A 14,383-nucleotide genomic window follows, 5' to 3' on the forward strand; every position below is an offset into this window, starting at 1 on the left:
GGGTCAGCGGAACAGGGAGTCGATGTAGGCGGCGCCGAGGCCGATCTTCTCGTAGTGCTCGCGGCACATGGCGATGTAGGAGTGCACGTCGAAGTAGCCCTCCGGCTCGCCGCGCTCGTCGAGCCAGATCAGCGGGCCCTTGACGATGAAGAAGGCGCGCATGGGCTCCTCGTGCTCATAGGCCACCAGGGTGTGGCCCTCGCCGGGCGTCTCGTAGACGAAATCGCCGGCGGTGGCGGTCCAGTCGTGCTCCAGGTAGCCCCACTTGCCGGAGAGGGTGTAGGCGAAGACTTCGTGGGGGTGGTAGTGGCGGTTCACCAGGCCGGCGCTGCGGGCCATGAGGATGTCGCACCAGCGGTTCTCGCTCGGCGAGATCCACAGCGGGCGCGAGGACACCGTCTCGGTGAAGGGCACGTACAGGCTCAGGTCGTCGCTCGCCGCGTTGGGCAGATAAACCTCGGGCTTGGCGTCGGGCTTGAAGCAGTTGGGGATGGCTTGCAGGTCTTTCCAGAATTCGTTGCGGGCAGGCTCGGCCATGTTCCAGTCTCGTTGTTGTTATGGACTGGGGCCGACTCTAGAGGGCGCGGCGGCAGCGGGTTTGATCGCCTCGGCCCTGTTGTTTGCGCTTTTCGGACAGGGCCCGGGCAGCGGGCGGGGGGCGATTGACGGCGGGCAGCGTTCAGATGTTAATGACCGGGCGTCGCCCACACCCACAGAGGATGCGCGACGCCCGGTCCCCGGGAGCTGCCGATGTTTGGCCCGGGGGTTCGATCCGCGGCGACCCACGAGAACAATAAGAATGACCACACCCGCCTTGCTCGAGACCCGGCGAGCCAGTACCTGCGACATCCCGGTCGAACAGCGCCTGAGGTTCTGGGAGCAGTACAACGCCTCCATCCTCGTCGGCCTCAAATGCTCCTCCTACGCCGACGGCGGCCTGGCCGCCTCGCAGTCCAACCTCGAACTGGGCGCCATGAGCCTGGCCCTGGTGCGCGGCAACCAGCACGTGGTGGAGCGGGACTGCTCGATGATCCGCTCGGTGCCGAAGGAATCGGTATTCGTCTCCCTGGTGCAGGAAAGCCGCTCGTTCTTCTACCAGGGCGAGGGCTGCACCCTGCTGGAGCCGGGGGAGATGATCATCTACCGCACCGACAAGCCCTACCTGTTCGGCTTCTCCGGCGCCATGCGCCAGTTCATCTTCGACATCCCCCAGGACCTGTTCGGCGAACGCTGCCTCGGCCGCCTCGACGGCCCGCTCAAGGTGGGCGCGGAAACCCGCCTGCAACGCCTGCTCACCCGCACCCTCTGCGAGCGCACCCAGGGCTTCTTCCAGCGCCCTGCCAACCGCGAGGCCGAGCACTTCGAAGACGACGCCCTGGAGCTGCTCTCCAGCATCATCGCCGGCAGCACCGGCGAACACCGCGTCAGCGCCCAGGGCGCCTCCTATCTACTGGCCGCCAAGCGCCTGATCGCCGAACAACTGGGCGACCCGGCCCTCAGCTGCGAGCGCGTCGCCCAGGGCATCGGCATCTCCGTGCGCCACCTCACCCGCCTGTTCGCCCAGGAAGGCGGCTCACCCAGCCGCTACATCGCCGAACGCCGCCTCGAACTCGCCCACCGCCTGCTCAGCAGCCCGCAGGCCAATGGCCTGGATATCAGCGAGGTGGCCTACCGGCACGGCTATTCGAGCCAGGCGCATTTCGCGCGGAGCTTTAAAGCGAGGTATGGAAGGACGCCGAGTGAGGTGAGGGGGGAGGTGGGGGAGAGGTAGGGAGGCGGCTTTCGGCCAAAAGTGGACAGTCGTTGCAGGCAGACCTCGGTCAAATGCTGACACCTGCGTTTTGTTAAGGGGCGGGCTTTTGCCTAGAGACAGCTGCTCGGCCCTTAGTCATGCTGTTGCCCAGTTCATGTAATCGTTGAAATGTCCGCCGATATCGTTGAATGAATAATCTCTTTTGCCCAATGTGTAGTAGGCGTCTTGAACAAGCGTGTAATAGAGATCAGAAAGCGGCGTGTGACTTGGTATAAACACAGGGAAGTATCCATCTGGACGAGGTCCGCGACCATTTTCTTCAGGAAGCGGCGGCTCCAAATGGAGAGTTCCTCCCACTCCTCCAATGATTGTTGCGTCACTAGGAAGACAGCGCAGCACGATACTATCCATGGGGGAAACTGCAGGGCTGGATGCACCGAAGAATGCTGCTTCAAGCGTCTCAAGTTTTTGCTTAGTGCGATAGGCCAATAAGGTTTGGCGAGGTGAGCTCCAGCTATCAGGCGTTTCGAATTCTTTGACCTGTTGCGTAAGTGTCGTTATTTTCTTCGAGTTCTCGATGCTTTTGCGTATGTCTCTAGCCGTTAGATTGGTCTTTAATTCATATATATGAATAACGGAGTTCAGCATTAGGAGCGCTGAGCCATCGGTGTTCTCGGAGAGAAGCGGATATCGCGCATCAAAAACAATGGCATCAAGCTGAGGGGAAATATCACCGTTCGGTGTGATGAAATGACCAGAAACGGCGCGAAGTGTATTGGGTAAATATCGTTGCAAGAATCTTATAAAAGGGAGCTCGCCATTTTTGCCGACCGTTTGCGAGTTGCTAGAAGATGCAAGCGCACGCTCAACGCACAGCAATATTGAAGCCTCTTCCTGAGCAATTATCTGATTTGGTGTGCCGTGGCAATGTTTGTATGTTTTCATGCGATGAGTAGTCAGCTGTAGAAGGCTAATGCCGCGCTCTGTGGCACATGTTTAGCGAAGCGAAATCGATTTGCGGCATGCTTTGATCCCTCTTCTCGAACTTCGACCAGGGGCGGAGCCACCTGCACTGTTCGCTGGAATCGCTCGGGGTCAATTCGGTTGAGCACATCGTCGTGCACGAGACCTTGCTTGCTTTGCCGGATTAGCTAGCGGCCGTTCTTCGTGATCCTATTGAAGCCACGGTGCAGCTTGTCGAGCTCCTCAACACTTATGGAGACTACTCCGTCGTCCGCGTGCTGCCCCGGCTGCTGGCTAACTACTAGGGTGCCTGCATTCGGAATTCGTGAGAGGCCTTGCCACACTTGGTCAAGATCCCTATGCAAACCGAGGCCGTACTCCGGAGAATCAAATAGCTTCCGAGGTAAATGCATTTCAATATGACTCGCCGCAGTGGCTGCGTCATCTGGCAACTTGGTGCCGACTTCACTTGCATAGATGACCGTTGTAAAACAACCGTTTTTTGACGACAGATAGCGCTTTGCATGCGGATTCACATGGATAGGCCGCATGATGATCTGGTTTGGAGCGATGGCAGCCAGCAGTGGCCATTCGCTCTCAGGCGTTGCATGCCAAGTCCGAGTCTGAGCATCTGCAAGCTCGTATGTCTGTATATAAAGCTTTCGTACAGGCGCGCCCGCTTCAGTTACGGCTTCCAGGCGAAAACTCGCTTCCATCACGTCATGATCACTGAATGTCTGTGACGGTGCTGCAGCTCCATTGGATCCTTTGGCCATATGGCAATCCTTCGTTTTACTGTTGCTGAACAGAGACCAGCTGAACTAGTAAGTGCTATAAAATAAGATCTTAGCCAAGAATCAGTCCGTAATCTCCACGCAACTCTTTATCTACTAAGTGGAATCTCTCTAACTTTAGCTTCTTCCAGTGCGACTCCTCGATATGCTCTAGGAGTATTATTTGGAACCCACCTTCTTGATCCATTTTTTTTACAAATTCATTCATCTCAATTAAAGCAGCGTCAAGACTGACAACATCATCATTCGGCTTCCCTTCAGTAGAGTAATAAGGCGTACTTGGTTGATCAAGAATCATAAATGATGGCATCCATGAAACTTTGTGCCTCTTTGCGACTTCATGTATAGAGAGAAAGTAAGCCAAGTGCAGGTAAAGATAGTTGGATGCACTACCTATATCCGGCATTTTTTCAGTAAACGACAGGTCTTCAGAAAACAAGTGAATTAGTTTTTCCCTCTCACTGAACCGAGCAGTAAATTTATCATATCCTTTTAGTTTTAGCCTTTTAAGTTTTTCATTGATGAATTCATTGAGTTTTTGCTCCGCCAGCTCAACTTTTAGATTGTCTTCCTCTATCGCACTTTTGAGTTGCTCGGCTTTAGTGCTGTAATCTTCCGGATCATAATTGAAGGTATGGCTGTCCGCGCCACTGAATAGCTGAATCTTGGTATCTAGGCGGCCAATATATTTATAGTATTCTTTTGGTGTTGATCGAGTTTTTTGATTTTTTTGAATCGCGGCCAAGTCTTTCTCAAGTCTTGAGATTTCTTTGGCATTCTCAGAAATCAATTCGGTGACTTCAGCAAGAAATGGAGCTTGCTTTTTGCTCCTCAATGACGAGCGCAGACGAGACAACTCCCTCTGTAGATGATGAATGAGACTGTTTGCCATTTCGGATGGAAATACTAAACTCGGATTTTCATTTAAAAACTCAATTGGACGAAGAGCATCTTCTGACTGTTTTGTTGAGGTGATAAATTCGGACCCCCTATCGGCAAACGCCTCGTATTTCTTATTTTTTGCACGAAGCAATAACAATTTCTTTTCTATTTCATCAGTTTCACTTTTCCCTAGAGGTGGTATCTCTGAGTCAACTACGACCTCTTTAAGCTTCTGCAAAAGCATATCTGTATCCATTGGAACACTAGCTAAAATCCCTAGCGCCGCTGCTTCTTGACCGAGACTTTGAAGCTCGTCGGAAAATGCAAGCTTGTTTTTTTCGAATATCTCTTTCTTCCGCTCAAAGGCTAAGCGCTGCTGCTCTAATTCGAGCAATTTTGTTTTTGCAGTAGATGTCTTGACGTTTTCGACACCAAGTGCCATTCGAAAAGTTCTTTCAATTGATTCTTGATAGCGCCCGTCAGCTGGCCTGATATACAAATATTCTGGTGCAATTATAGCGTTCTGATCTTGATAGCTATGAGGTAGAAAACTGCGAAAAGAAACCTTTGTGCCAGTGCGTATGTGTCTTCCTCCATACGGGATTTTTAATTCAGAATCGATACCGAAAGCATCATTTAGAATCTTTTTAAGATTTTCTATTTTGATGTTAAATGATGGTATTTCAGGAATTTCCTCAGCTTCCGACAAGTAGGCTTGGGAGGTCTCTTCATTTTCCCCCGATGGACGGGCAATCAAAAACTTGCGCCCATGTATATTAATTTTCAACCCATACCAAGTTATTTTTGAGTCGATATTCGCCTTGGATATCCCCTTGGTCTCGCTGGCTAACAGGCAATAATCAACAATATAAAGGATTGACGACTTCCCTTTGCCCGAATCACCCGTTATGACATTGACGTGATTCTCCAAAAATTCAAGATTTCTTAGAGTTCCATTTTTTTGCCAGAGAAGAATGTTGGTAATCTGTATGCCGCTCATAGCACTATCCTAAAGTTCTGATAAAGTTCTTCGGCGCTTTCTTGCAGTATTTTTGCAAGACATGGAGCCGCAGTAAAAATCTCACTGCCTAACAGTCCGATAGATTTTGAAGAGGTTGACGTAAAGATTTCTGTATTCAGAGATACCGAACTTTCGCTTAACGTAGTGATGCCCATTTCGCATGCTAACAGGATTGTGTTTATTGATGTAATCGACATGTCAACATAATGGCTCTTCACAGACGCAAAATCTTTTGGAAATGAAAGCACTAAGTCGCGACTTCCTAAATGCACCACTTTTTTGCTTTTAAGAATACTCCTGACTCTTTTGTTATATAATAGCGGCAGAATCAATAGCGCCTTGGTCAGGTCTAATTGTCGATTTGGCAGGCATGCCAACGTGGCTTGAATAGCTAGCGCACCAAGTACTTCATTAGTTGCAAGTGGGTTCATTTGAAATATAGCTCCTTCCAGTTCACCTTCCATCCTATTGAAGGAACATCGGATAGCGCGATAAATTTACCCTTGCTAAATCCATCAGGAAGAGAAATGTTTTTTAATTTCAGCTCTTTTTTCAAAGTGGCTTCGTAGCACATTTGCGCAGCAAGTAGTGACTGGGATGATTCCTGATTAAGTTCACTATGTGCTTTACGATGGATGTTCTTCCAAAGAGATTCACATTGTACTGCAAGGCGGGCATCATCTTGATGGGTGAAATCCCCTTCTATTTTTAGGTCCTGAATTAGTTCCGTCGTTGCAAGCATCTCAATCCCATGCTCAATGACATCTTCATCAGGCAAACCGATATCTTTCAATTGATAACTAAAGGTGCTGTCTAGAAACGAAAAGTCACCCAGTCGCTGAAAGTAATAATATTTATCATAAAATCGATCATAATCTACTTCATTGCTTCGGGAAGACCGCAATATTCGATCAAGCCCCATTCGGATTCTAAAATCCTCATACGTTATTATTATTTTCTCGCCACTCACGATGCTTGCAATCTTATATTCTTTGTAAGCTCCCAGAACGTACTTTCGCGTATCATCCAATTTGCTTTCTGGTATAGCTAAATACAAAAGCTTGTCGTTTATTTGCTGGATCGCGGAAACCGTGTCGGTGTGGAATTGGAATCGCTCCAAGATAAATTCTATATCCTCTCTCTTTGCTGTTGCTAGCGCTTCCACGTATTTAAAAATTGGATTTGCCGAGTCTGTTGTATTTTTTAGTGACTCTTTCGTTTTTATTTCTTCATAAATATTGCCAATTGCAATTATAATATTATCTTTGTTGGCTTTTGCGGAGGTAAGTAGCGCTATCAAATTTTGGTTGTTGAGAGTTTTATTTGAGTAAATTTTAAATGTGATATTTTTTTCTTGAGGTAATTCGGGTAGTGATTTCAGCCAATTGTATAGTGTCTTCCAGAGATCAATATCCCGCTCTGTTATATTGCCACCCAAAAGGCTATGTTTTACTTGAATGAGACACAAGTCATTGCTGATGTTTTCAGTGTGAATATCGTCAAATACTTCCAGGCCAATTTTCTCTTCGGGTTTTAATTCCAGCAAATTATTCACAAGCACGAGGTCTTGGTACTCAAATCCTAAAGAGCTCTTATCTGCCGCGGTTTGTTCTAAGTGACCCATAGACATCTACCCTGAGCTATAAATCAAAAAATTGTTAGTTGTACATATTTAAGGCGTCCATCAGCGAGAGCTTGGCAGCAAAGCCAAGAGTTGAGCATTTCACTCTCACTATTAAAAATCTGGTTTTTCTACAATGCTTAAGTCAGCTTTCTGCCGTGCTAGATCAGTATCAGGTCTTCGCCACGTAGTCCAAGCTAGGTAGTGCAGCGCGCCGAATTTATCCTACTTCAATACACGAGACACTCCACCTTTCGAGTGCATTGGTAGTAACTCTTCCCCCTACAGCGCACAAGTAGTTCAGGGGCTTTAATGGAAAGGGAGGCGGCCGGTTTCCCAGCGCTTGATCAGCGCCTGGCCCGACTCCTTCCAAGTTGCATCGCAGTTCTGACTTGCACGTATAGTTTCGGAGGGCGGACGTTGAGCGAGCTTGGTCATTTGCTATGCGACTTCCCTGTGCATGAACTGGCTAGACTGCGAGATGAATTTGTTTCGCGTAGTCGAAGAATAATCCTCCATCGACCAAATGCCATCACTGTCTATGCATACAGCTTGGAGATATGCCTTGATCAGGTCACATCTCTCCCTGCTAGCTAAGCCCCCCCTGCCATGGGGCTGCTTCGGGCCGAGAGCTACCGCTCTTAAAAACGCCGCATCCCAATGCGGCGTTCTTTATTTCTGCACCTTTAGAAAAACCGCTTCCAACTCGGCCCATCCCCCAGCCGCGGATCATCGTGCGCGGCCATGAAGCGCGGCAGGTCCTGCCGGGCGATCCAGGTTTCGCTTTGCCAGTGCAGCGCGGCGATGCGCTGGTTGGCCCAGGTCATGAGGATGCGTCGCGGGCTGGCCTGCGGGTCGCGGTGGTAGTCGTGGAGGGTGGGGATCACTTCGTCGCTGAGCCATTGGCTGAGGGCGCAATGCTCGGGGTGGCCGAAGCGGTAGAGGGCGCGGTAGAGGCCGGCTTCGCTGATCAGTTCCACTTCTTCGCAAAGGCCTGTGCTGTAGCGCAGGTAGGCGAAGCGGAACTGGTGCGGGTAGAGGCGCTTGGTCAGCCGATACGGCCGGGCGGCGGCGATCATCAGGGCGAAGTCGAAGGCGACGAACCAGGGGCGGTTGTCGATCATGACGGCGCGCAGTTGATGGCAGTGGCGTTGGAAGGTGATGGGGGTAAGTGCGTCATGCATGGCGAAGTTCCAATTAAGGTCCATTTGCTTACCGTCAGTTAGGCCAGCCGAGCCGTTACGGCTTTGCGGGTGTAGCTGAAGGCAACTCGCCTACTAAATCGGGCTGTCAATCCCGGCCACGGGATTGACCGTGACCGGCGCAGGATAGGGACGGGCGAGCCCGAGGGCAAGGGGAGGAGGGGGCCGGCAGGGCGACAGGCTGCCGTCTTGCTCGGGAGAACGTGGCGGGCCTTGGGACGGAAAGCGTTACGTCAGGGCGGGTTCATGGTCTGCCACTGACCGGGTGAGGCGGTTGCTTGAACAACCGCCTCGGGTGCACTGAGCGGCGTGGCCGCTTTCGATCAGGTGCACGCCATGTTTGCCACGGCCTCTGTCCGAGGCATCGTCAACCTGGGCGGCGTGCTTCGAAGCTGATGATGTGGTCGTTCTGGCAAGGGGAGCGGCCATGCTGGTAGCCACCTGAGGCCACTACATCCACAAAACCTGCTTCGCGTAGCGCGAATGCCAGTTCGTCGACGCCCCACCAACGCAGGTGGAACAGATCCAGTTCGGCGGACTGCAAGGTGCCATCTTGCCAATGCTGGTACTGCAGATGAGAGAGCGTGGTTTGCTTGCGGTAATCCACTTCGGCTCGATGGCTGGTCAGTGTGAGCAGGCTGTTGCCATCCACTTTCCAGCTCCGTGCGGCGTGTGCCTCCCCGATGATGCTCTCGATGGGGTCGATGTCCATGATCAACTTCCCGCCGGGCTGCAGGTGATTCCAGAACCGCTTGAGCACGGCCATCGCGGAGGCGGTTTCGGTAATCAGCTGGAATGAGCCGGCGGGCATGATGATGGCCGCAAATGGCTGGTCGTAGCTGAACTGCTCGAACTTCTGCTGTGTGAGGGGAGCGGGCAGCCCCCGCTCGCGGCATTCCTGCCGGCAGTATTCGAGCATCTCGTGGGAGGCATCGAAGCCCTCGATGGCCAGGCCCCTCTCCAGCAGCGGTATGAAGATCCGTCCATTACCCACTGCAGGTTCCAGTACCGGGCCATCAACGTCCGCCAGACGCTGCTGGTAGTACTCCAGATCTCCAAATGAATGGCCGATGGGTTTATCCAGGTGATAAATCCACGAGGCGAGTCTTCCGTATCGGTTTTGCATTTCACTCTCCATGGCAAGCGGGGGATGCTACCGCAACTCTGTGGCCCTGCCTTCATAGGGGCATAGCCCTTACTTCGCCTTTGCCAGGTTGGCCATATGGCGATGAGGTTGGCGCTCAGGCGAGCCGCCCCCTTCGGGCGCCGCTGAACTCGGCGGCGCCGTTGCGGTTCCAACCTTCACGGGCTTGCGAACCCCGGGTGCCGTGGCGCCCGGGCTGGCGCCGTGGTTGCCCGACTTCCTTCATATGAGGTTCGAACCATGCGCCCACTTGCTGCCTTGCCCATCCGTCCGTTCGCTTTCCTGCTCGGCCTGTTGCTCGCCACCGCTGCTTCCGCTGGCGAGGAGGCCATGCTGGTCGATGCCATCAATGCCTACCGCGCCCAGCCGCAGAACTGCGGCAACCAGCCCACCGCTGTACTCACGCCCCTGACCCATGACCCGCGCCTGGTGCTGCCGACCGAGAACGGCGAGGCCTGGCGTGCGGCGCTGGGGCAATCCGGTTACCGCATCGGGGATGTGCGCACCATCCGCCTTTCCGGCCCGGCCAATGCGCAGGCGGCGTTCGCGGCGATGCAGGGGTATTGCGATGTGCTGCTGAATCCGCAGTTCGTCGATGTGGGCGTGAGCCAGGCGGGGCCGGTGTGGCGGGTGACCTTCGCCCGGCCGTTGCACAGCGCGGTCTTGACCGGCGGGCCGTCACCCATTTCGGCGCTGCTGGAGCAGGTGAACGCGGCGCGGGCGCAGCCACGCCTCTGCGGGGGCGAGCCCTTCGCCTCGGCACCGCCGCTGACCTGGAACCAGGCCCTGGCTGCGGCGGCGACCTCTCACAGCCAGTCGATGGCGCTCAACGGCTTCTTCGCCCACCAGGGCACCGACGGCAGCGCGCCGGCGGACCGGGCGCGCAGTGCTGGCTATACGGGCACGCGGGTGGCGGAAAGCATCGCCGCCGGCATGGGCTCGGCGGCCAGCGCGGTGCAGGGCTGGCTGGCCAGCCCCGAGGAGTGCTCGCGCCTGATGAGCCCGCTGTTCACCGACCTGGGCGGCGCCCAGTCGCCGGCGGTGAAGGCGGGTGGGGTCTACTGGACGCTGCTGCTGGGCGCTCCGTAAAAACCTAGCTGCGTTGCCATCGAGGCGTTGAAAGCAGGGGAGCCCGTCGGAAGCACCGTGCGGAGGTGCGCGCGGCACACCCTACGGCGCGTGTTTGTCCTGCTCTTGATTCGCATCGTCACAGGGCGTAGCCCGGGCTTCAGCCCGGGAGTTTTGTGCGCATCGATTCCTGGGCTGAAGCCCAGGCTACATGACCTTTCGACCTTGGCAGCGCTGATGCTTTTTTGGTGGCTTGTCGGGGCGTAGCCCTTACTTCGCCTTGGCCAGGCTGGCCATATAGGCCGCGAACATGTCGCTCAAGGCGCCGATCAGTTCGCTGCGCGTGAGCGGCGGATGGGGGTGGCTCATGAAGCGGATGATGGTCATCAGCGCGCTGTTGATGACGACGTAGAGCGTGGGCAGCGGGTTGTCGATGGGGATTTCCCGCAGGTGGCGCAGCAGGTAGAGGCGGCAGAAGTCGAACAGGTGCCGCTCCATCTCGTCGACCACCTTCAGCGTGCGCAAGTCCTGCCAATGGCGCGCCAGTTCGAGGTGCAGGCTGGCGTTGCGGTCGATGAATGCGAATACCGCCTGCAGCAGGCGCTCCACGGCGGTGTGCACGTCGTCCGCCAGCAAGGCCGTGGCGTTGTCGCGGACCACGCCGGCCAGCTCCTGGCTCATGCGGTCGAGCAGGGCCTCGACCAGGGCTTCCTTGCTGGCGAAGTATTGATAGAGCGAACCGACACTGACCCCGGCCTCGGCGGCGATGAGGTTGGTGCTCAGGCGTGGCAGGCCGTCGCGGGCGATGACCCGGGCGCAGGCTTCCACCAGGTCGGCGACCATCTGTTGCGAGCGTTGTTGGCGGGGCTGCTTGCGCATGACAGGCTCCGGACGCGAATTGAATGCGAGCGGATAGTCGCATTAGCGTGAGGGCGTTTCCAAGCCATTGCCGGAGCCGCTTCCATGCATACAGCAGACCTCGCTCAGCCCGCCCATCAACCTGCCCAGCCGAGCCCGCTGGGGCCGGACTCGCTCACCTGGCGCTACTTCGGCGACCTGCGCGGCCTGCTGCTGATCGGGCGCACCGGCATCCTGCAGAACATGCACCCGGGCCTGGCCGCCGGCGTGCTGCAGCACTCCGACCTGTTCGCCAACCCCTGGAACCGCCTGCTGCGCTCCATCCCGCCCATCCTCGGTGTGGTCTACGACGGCGGCCAGGCTGCGGGCACGGCTTTGCAGGTGCGCTCCTTCCATCGCGATATCAAGGGCCAGGACGGGCAGGGGCGGCCCTACCACGCCCTCAGCCCCGAGCTGTTCTACTGGGCTCATGCGACCTTCTTCGAGGCGCAGATCGCCCTGCAGCAGTGGCTCGGTACGCCCCTGGACGAACAGCAATGCGAGCGCCTCTACCAGGAGTCCGTCCATTGGTATTCCCTCTATGGATTGCCGATGGGGCAGGTGCCGGAGAGCTACGTCGCCTTCCAGGGCTACTGGCAGCGGATGCTGGAGCAACGCCTCCAGGCGACGGAGATCACCACCTGGTACTTCGGCTCGACCGGGGATTTGCAGGCGCCCTATCCCTGGATGCGCGGCCCGCTGTGGTGGTGCCTGCAGCCGGTGCTGGTGGGCGGCGTGCGCTGGGTGGCGCGGGGCACCTTGCCGCCGGTATTGCGGGAGCGGCTGGGGCTGCGGTGGACGGCGTCGGACCAGCGCCGGCTGCGCCTGCTCGCCGGGTTCCTGCGGCTGGCCTGGCGTGTGCTGCCTGGGGAGTGGGGCTATTTCCCCCGGGCGCGGCGGGCGATACGGCGTGCGCGCCTGGCTGCCCCAGCAGAGCAGCGGAGTCCCGGGGCTTGATGGGCTTCACCGGTCCCGGGCTGAAGCCCGGGCTACGGGGTGGCGTGGTTGGGCGGGGCCTTAGTGCGGGGCGCGGTTGCGGATGGTTTTCATCAGGTCGTCGGGGCTGATGTGGCCGACCACCTGGGTCGCGGCGCTGCCGGGTTGCGGCAGGTCGAGGATGTGGCCCTTCATCTTGCCCACCACGTGCATTTCGCAGGGTTTGCAGTCGAACTTCAGGGTCAGCACTTCGTCGCCGTGCACCAGCTGCATCGGCGCGACCTTGGTGCGCACGCCGGTCACGCCCTTGGCCTGCTTGGGGCAGAGGTTGAAGGAGAAGCGCAGGCAGTGCTTGGTGATCATCACCGGCACTTCACCGGCTTCCTCGTGCGCCTCGTAGGCGGCGTCGATCAGCTGCACCCCGTAGCGGTGGTAGAAGTCACGCGCCTTCTGGTTGTAGACGTTGTAGAGGAAGGATAGGTGCGCCTCCGGGTACACCGGCGGCGGCACGGCGACGGGCTTGCGGCCGCCGCGCGGGTGGGCGGCGACCCGGGCGGCGGTCAGCGCTTCGATGGCTTCGCGGCGCAGGGCCTTGAGCTGGGAGTTGGGGATGAAGAAGGCCTGGGGCGCGTCCAGCTCCACGGCGTCGGCGTGGTACATCGTGGTGCCCAGCTGGCCGAGCAGGTCGTGCAGCTGTTCGAGGGCCTGCTCGGGCTTGTTGGCGGCGCCGAAGGGGCCTTCCAGGGCGACGCTGGCGGTGATGCCTTCCTCGCTGGTGGCGGTCAGTTCCAGGCGTTCTTCACGCAGCTTGGCGACCCAGGAGAGGCCGACGCGGCGCTCGGACGAGGTCTTCTGCAGGGCCTGTTGCCAGTTGTGGTCGAGGTTGCGCGAGAGCGGGTGGTTGGGGCGCAGGCGGAACAGGCCCTCGGGCATTTCGTTGGGCTCGACGCGGTAGCGGTAGCGCTTCTGGCCGTCTTCCTCGAACTCGCCCTTGGGCTCGGCGATGTTGGCGCGGAAGCCCACGACTTCGCGCTTGACCAGCACGTTGAGGCCGTCGCCGTTGGACAGAGGCTCCTGGGTCACCACCAGCAGGTCGCGCTTGTTGACCTTCTCGACGTTGCCCACCAGCAGGCCGGTGAAGGTGGGGGAGTCGAAGGCGCCGATGTCGATCTTGCGGTCGGTGACGAAGTAGTCGGTGCTGCCACGGTGGAAGGTCTTGTCCGGGTCGGGCACGAAGAAGTGGTCGGTGCGGCCGCTGGAGGCGCGGGCCAGGTCCGGGCGGTTTTCCAGGATGCCGTCCAGGCGCTGGCGGTAGTAGGCGGTGATGTTCTTCACGTAGCCCATGTCCTTGTAGCGCCCTTCGATCTTGAAGGAGCGCACGCCGGCGTCCACCAGGGCGCTGAGGTTGGCGCTCTGGTTGTTGTCCTTCATGGACAGCAGGTGTTTTTCGAAGGCGACGACGCGGCCCTGGTCATCCTTGAGGGTGTAGGGCAGGCGGCAGGCCTGGGAGCAGTCGCCGCGGTTGGCGCTGCGGCCGGTCTGGGCGTGGGAGATGTTGCACTGGCCGGAGAAGGCCACGCACAGCGCGCCGTGGATGAAGAATTCGATGGCGGCGTCGGTTTCGTCGGCGATGGCGCGGATCTGCTGCAGGTTCAGCTCGCGGGCCAGCACCAGCTGGGAGAAGCCGGCCTGGTCGAGGAACTTGGCCCGCTCCAGGGTGCGGATGTCGGTCTGGGTGCTGGCGTGCAGCTCGATCGGCGGGATGTCCAGTTCCATCACGCCCATGTCCTGGACGATCAGCGCGTCGACGCCGGCGTCGTACAGCTGGTGGATCAGCGCGCGCGCCGGCTCCAGCTCGTCATCGTGGAGGATGGTGTTGATGGTGACGAACACGCGGGCGTGGAAGCGCCGGGCGAACTCCACCAGCTGGGCGATATCGGCCACCTCGTTGCAGGCGTTGTGCCGCGCGCCGAAGCTCGGGCCGCCGATGTACACGGCATCGGCGCCATGCAGGATGGCCTCGCGGGCGATGTGTACATCGCGGGCAGGGCTGAGCAGTTCGAGGTGGTGTTTGGGTAGGGACATGGCAAAAAGGCTTCCGG

General features: G+C 57.2%; 13 protein-coding genes. 3 read left to right on the forward strand and 10 right to left on the reverse strand.

What is annotated here, in order from left to right:
* Positions 1–3: 3 nt before the first annotated feature.
* A complete protein-coding gene (locus ACYJSS_RS00725; protein WP_021221744.1) occupies positions 4–537 on the reverse strand; it encodes a 2,4'-dihydroxyacetophenone dioxygenase family protein in 534 nt (177 codons plus the stop codon).
* Positions 538–799: 262 nt separating this feature from the next.
* Between ACYJSS_RS00725 and ACYJSS_RS00730 the strand changes: the two genes are divergently transcribed.
* Positions 800–1,771, forward strand: coding sequence for a helix-turn-helix domain-containing protein (locus tag ACYJSS_RS00730; RefSeq protein ID WP_236205184.1), 972 nt, complete (start codon positions 800–802; stop codon positions 1,769–1,771).
* 117 nt (positions 1,772–1,888) lie between these two features.
* On the opposite strand, the gene ACYJSS_RS00735 is transcribed toward ACYJSS_RS00730, so the two are convergent.
* From ACYJSS_RS00735 to ACYJSS_RS00765, 7 genes are all read right to left on the reverse strand, one after another.
* Positions 1,889–2,698: a DUF6602 domain-containing protein gene (locus tag ACYJSS_RS00735; protein ID WP_236205185.1), complete on the reverse strand. Its 810-nt coding sequence runs from the start codon at positions 2,696–2,698 to the stop codon at positions 1,889–1,891.
* Between the two features lie 206 nt (positions 2,699–2,904).
* Entirely contained in the window at positions 2,905–3,492 is a 588-nt protein-coding gene (locus ACYJSS_RS00740) for a hypothetical protein (protein WP_236205186.1), read from the reverse strand.
* A gap of 70 nt (positions 3,493–3,562) precedes the next feature.
* The gene (locus tag ACYJSS_RS00745) at positions 3,563–5,392 is read right to left on the reverse strand and encodes a DUF3732 domain-containing protein (RefSeq protein WP_236205187.1); all 1,830 of its coding nucleotides are present in this window, start codon (positions 5,390–5,392) and stop codon (positions 3,563–3,565) included.
* Entirely contained in the window at positions 5,389–5,844 is a 456-nt protein-coding gene (locus ACYJSS_RS00750; protein WP_236205188.1) for a hypothetical protein, read from the reverse strand. Before ACYJSS_RS00750 ends, ACYJSS_RS00745 begins: the two co-directional genes overlap by 4 nt.
* The gene (locus ACYJSS_RS00755; RefSeq protein ID WP_236205189.1) at positions 5,841–7,037 is read right to left on the reverse strand and encodes a hypothetical protein; all 1,197 of its coding nucleotides are present in this window, start codon (positions 7,035–7,037) and stop codon (positions 5,841–5,843) included. The genes ACYJSS_RS00750 and ACYJSS_RS00755 overlap by 4 nt, the downstream gene beginning before the upstream one ends.
* Before the next feature lie 683 nt (positions 7,038–7,720).
* Positions 7,721–8,218: a BRO-N domain-containing protein gene (locus tag ACYJSS_RS00760; protein ID WP_236205190.1), complete on the reverse strand. Its 498-nt coding sequence runs from the start codon at positions 8,216–8,218 to the stop codon at positions 7,721–7,723.
* A 385-nt stretch (positions 8,219–8,603) separates the two neighbouring features.
* Positions 8,604–9,362 carry a class I SAM-dependent methyltransferase gene (locus ACYJSS_RS00765; protein WP_236205191.1) on the reverse strand — a complete coding sequence of 253 codons (759 nt, stop codon included), beginning with the start codon at positions 9,360–9,362 and terminating at the stop codon, positions 8,604–8,606.
* Positions 9,363–9,620: 258 nt separating this feature from the next.
* On the opposite strand from ACYJSS_RS00765, the gene ACYJSS_RS00770 reads away from it, so the two are divergent.
* Positions 9,621–10,469 carry a CAP domain-containing protein gene (locus ACYJSS_RS00770; RefSeq protein ID WP_236205192.1) on the forward strand — a complete coding sequence of 283 codons (849 nt, stop codon included), beginning with the start codon at positions 9,621–9,623 and terminating at the stop codon, positions 10,467–10,469.
* Positions 10,470–10,718: 249 nt separating this feature from the next.
* On the opposite strand, the gene ACYJSS_RS00775 is transcribed toward ACYJSS_RS00770, so the two are convergent.
* Positions 10,719–11,327 (reverse strand): TetR/AcrR family transcriptional regulator, encoded by a 609-nt coding sequence (locus ACYJSS_RS00775; RefSeq protein WP_236205193.1) that lies wholly within the window; start codon positions 11,325–11,327, stop codon positions 10,719–10,721.
* Positions 11,328–11,411: 84 nt separating this feature from the next.
* Between ACYJSS_RS00775 and ACYJSS_RS00780 the strand changes: the two genes are divergently transcribed.
* A complete protein-coding gene (locus ACYJSS_RS00780; RefSeq protein WP_236205194.1) occupies positions 11,412–12,302 on the forward strand; it encodes an oxygenase MpaB family protein in 891 nt (296 codons plus the stop codon).
* A 60-nt stretch (positions 12,303–12,362) separates the two neighbouring features.
* On the opposite strand, the gene ACYJSS_RS00785 is transcribed toward ACYJSS_RS00780, so the two are convergent.
* Positions 12,363–14,366, reverse strand: coding sequence for a peptidase U32 family protein (locus ACYJSS_RS00785; protein WP_236205195.1), 2,004 nt, complete (start codon positions 14,364–14,366; stop codon positions 12,363–12,365).
* Between the last annotated feature and the right edge of the window lie 17 nt (positions 14,367–14,383).

Source organism: Pseudomonas sp. No.21, from assembly GCF_054558415.1.

Bases quoted from the DNA above. Each gene is read 5' to 3' on its own strand.
- ACYJSS_RS00765 (WP_236205191.1), bottom strand. From the start codon at position 9,362: ATGCAAAACCGATACGGAAGACTCGCCTCGTGGATTTATCACCTGGAT.
- ACYJSS_RS00785 (WP_236205195.1), bottom strand. From the start codon at position 14,366: ATGTCCCTACCCAAACACCACCTCGAACTGCTCAGCCCTGCCCGCGAT.
- ACYJSS_RS00760 (WP_236205190.1), bottom strand. From the start codon at position 8,218: ATGCATGACGCACTTACCCCCATCACCTTCCAACGCCACTGCCATCAA.
- ACYJSS_RS00755 (WP_236205189.1), bottom strand. From the start codon at position 7,037: ATGGGTCACTTAGAACAAACCGCGGCAGATAAGAGCTCTTTAGGATTT.
- ACYJSS_RS00735 (WP_236205185.1), bottom strand. From the start codon at position 2,698: ATGAAAACATACAAACATTGCCACGGCACACCAAATCAGATAATTGCT.
- ACYJSS_RS00775 (WP_236205193.1), bottom strand. From the start codon at position 11,327: ATGCGCAAGCAGCCCCGCCAACAACGCTCGCAACAGATGGTCGCCGAC.
- ACYJSS_RS00730 (WP_236205184.1), top strand. From the start codon at position 800: ATGACCACACCCGCCTTGCTCGAGACCCGGCGAGCCAGTACCTGCGAC.
- ACYJSS_RS00725 (WP_021221744.1), bottom strand. From the start codon at position 537: ATGGCCGAGCCTGCCCGCAACGAATTCTGGAAAGACCTGCAAGCCATC.
- ACYJSS_RS00745 (WP_236205187.1), bottom strand. From the start codon at position 5,392: ATGAGCGGCATACAGATTACCAACATTCTTCTCTGGCAAAAAAATGGA.
- ACYJSS_RS00770 (WP_236205192.1), top strand. From the start codon at position 9,621: ATGCGCCCACTTGCTGCCTTGCCCATCCGTCCGTTCGCTTTCCTGCTC.
- ACYJSS_RS00750 (WP_236205188.1), bottom strand. From the start codon at position 5,844: ATGAACCCACTTGCAACTAATGAAGTACTTGGTGCGCTAGCTATTCAA.
- ACYJSS_RS00740 (WP_236205186.1), bottom strand. From the start codon at position 3,492: ATGGCCAAAGGATCCAATGGAGCTGCAGCACCGTCACAGACATTCAGT.
- ACYJSS_RS00780 (WP_236205194.1), top strand. From the start codon at position 11,412: ATGCATACAGCAGACCTCGCTCAGCCCGCCCATCAACCTGCCCAGCCG.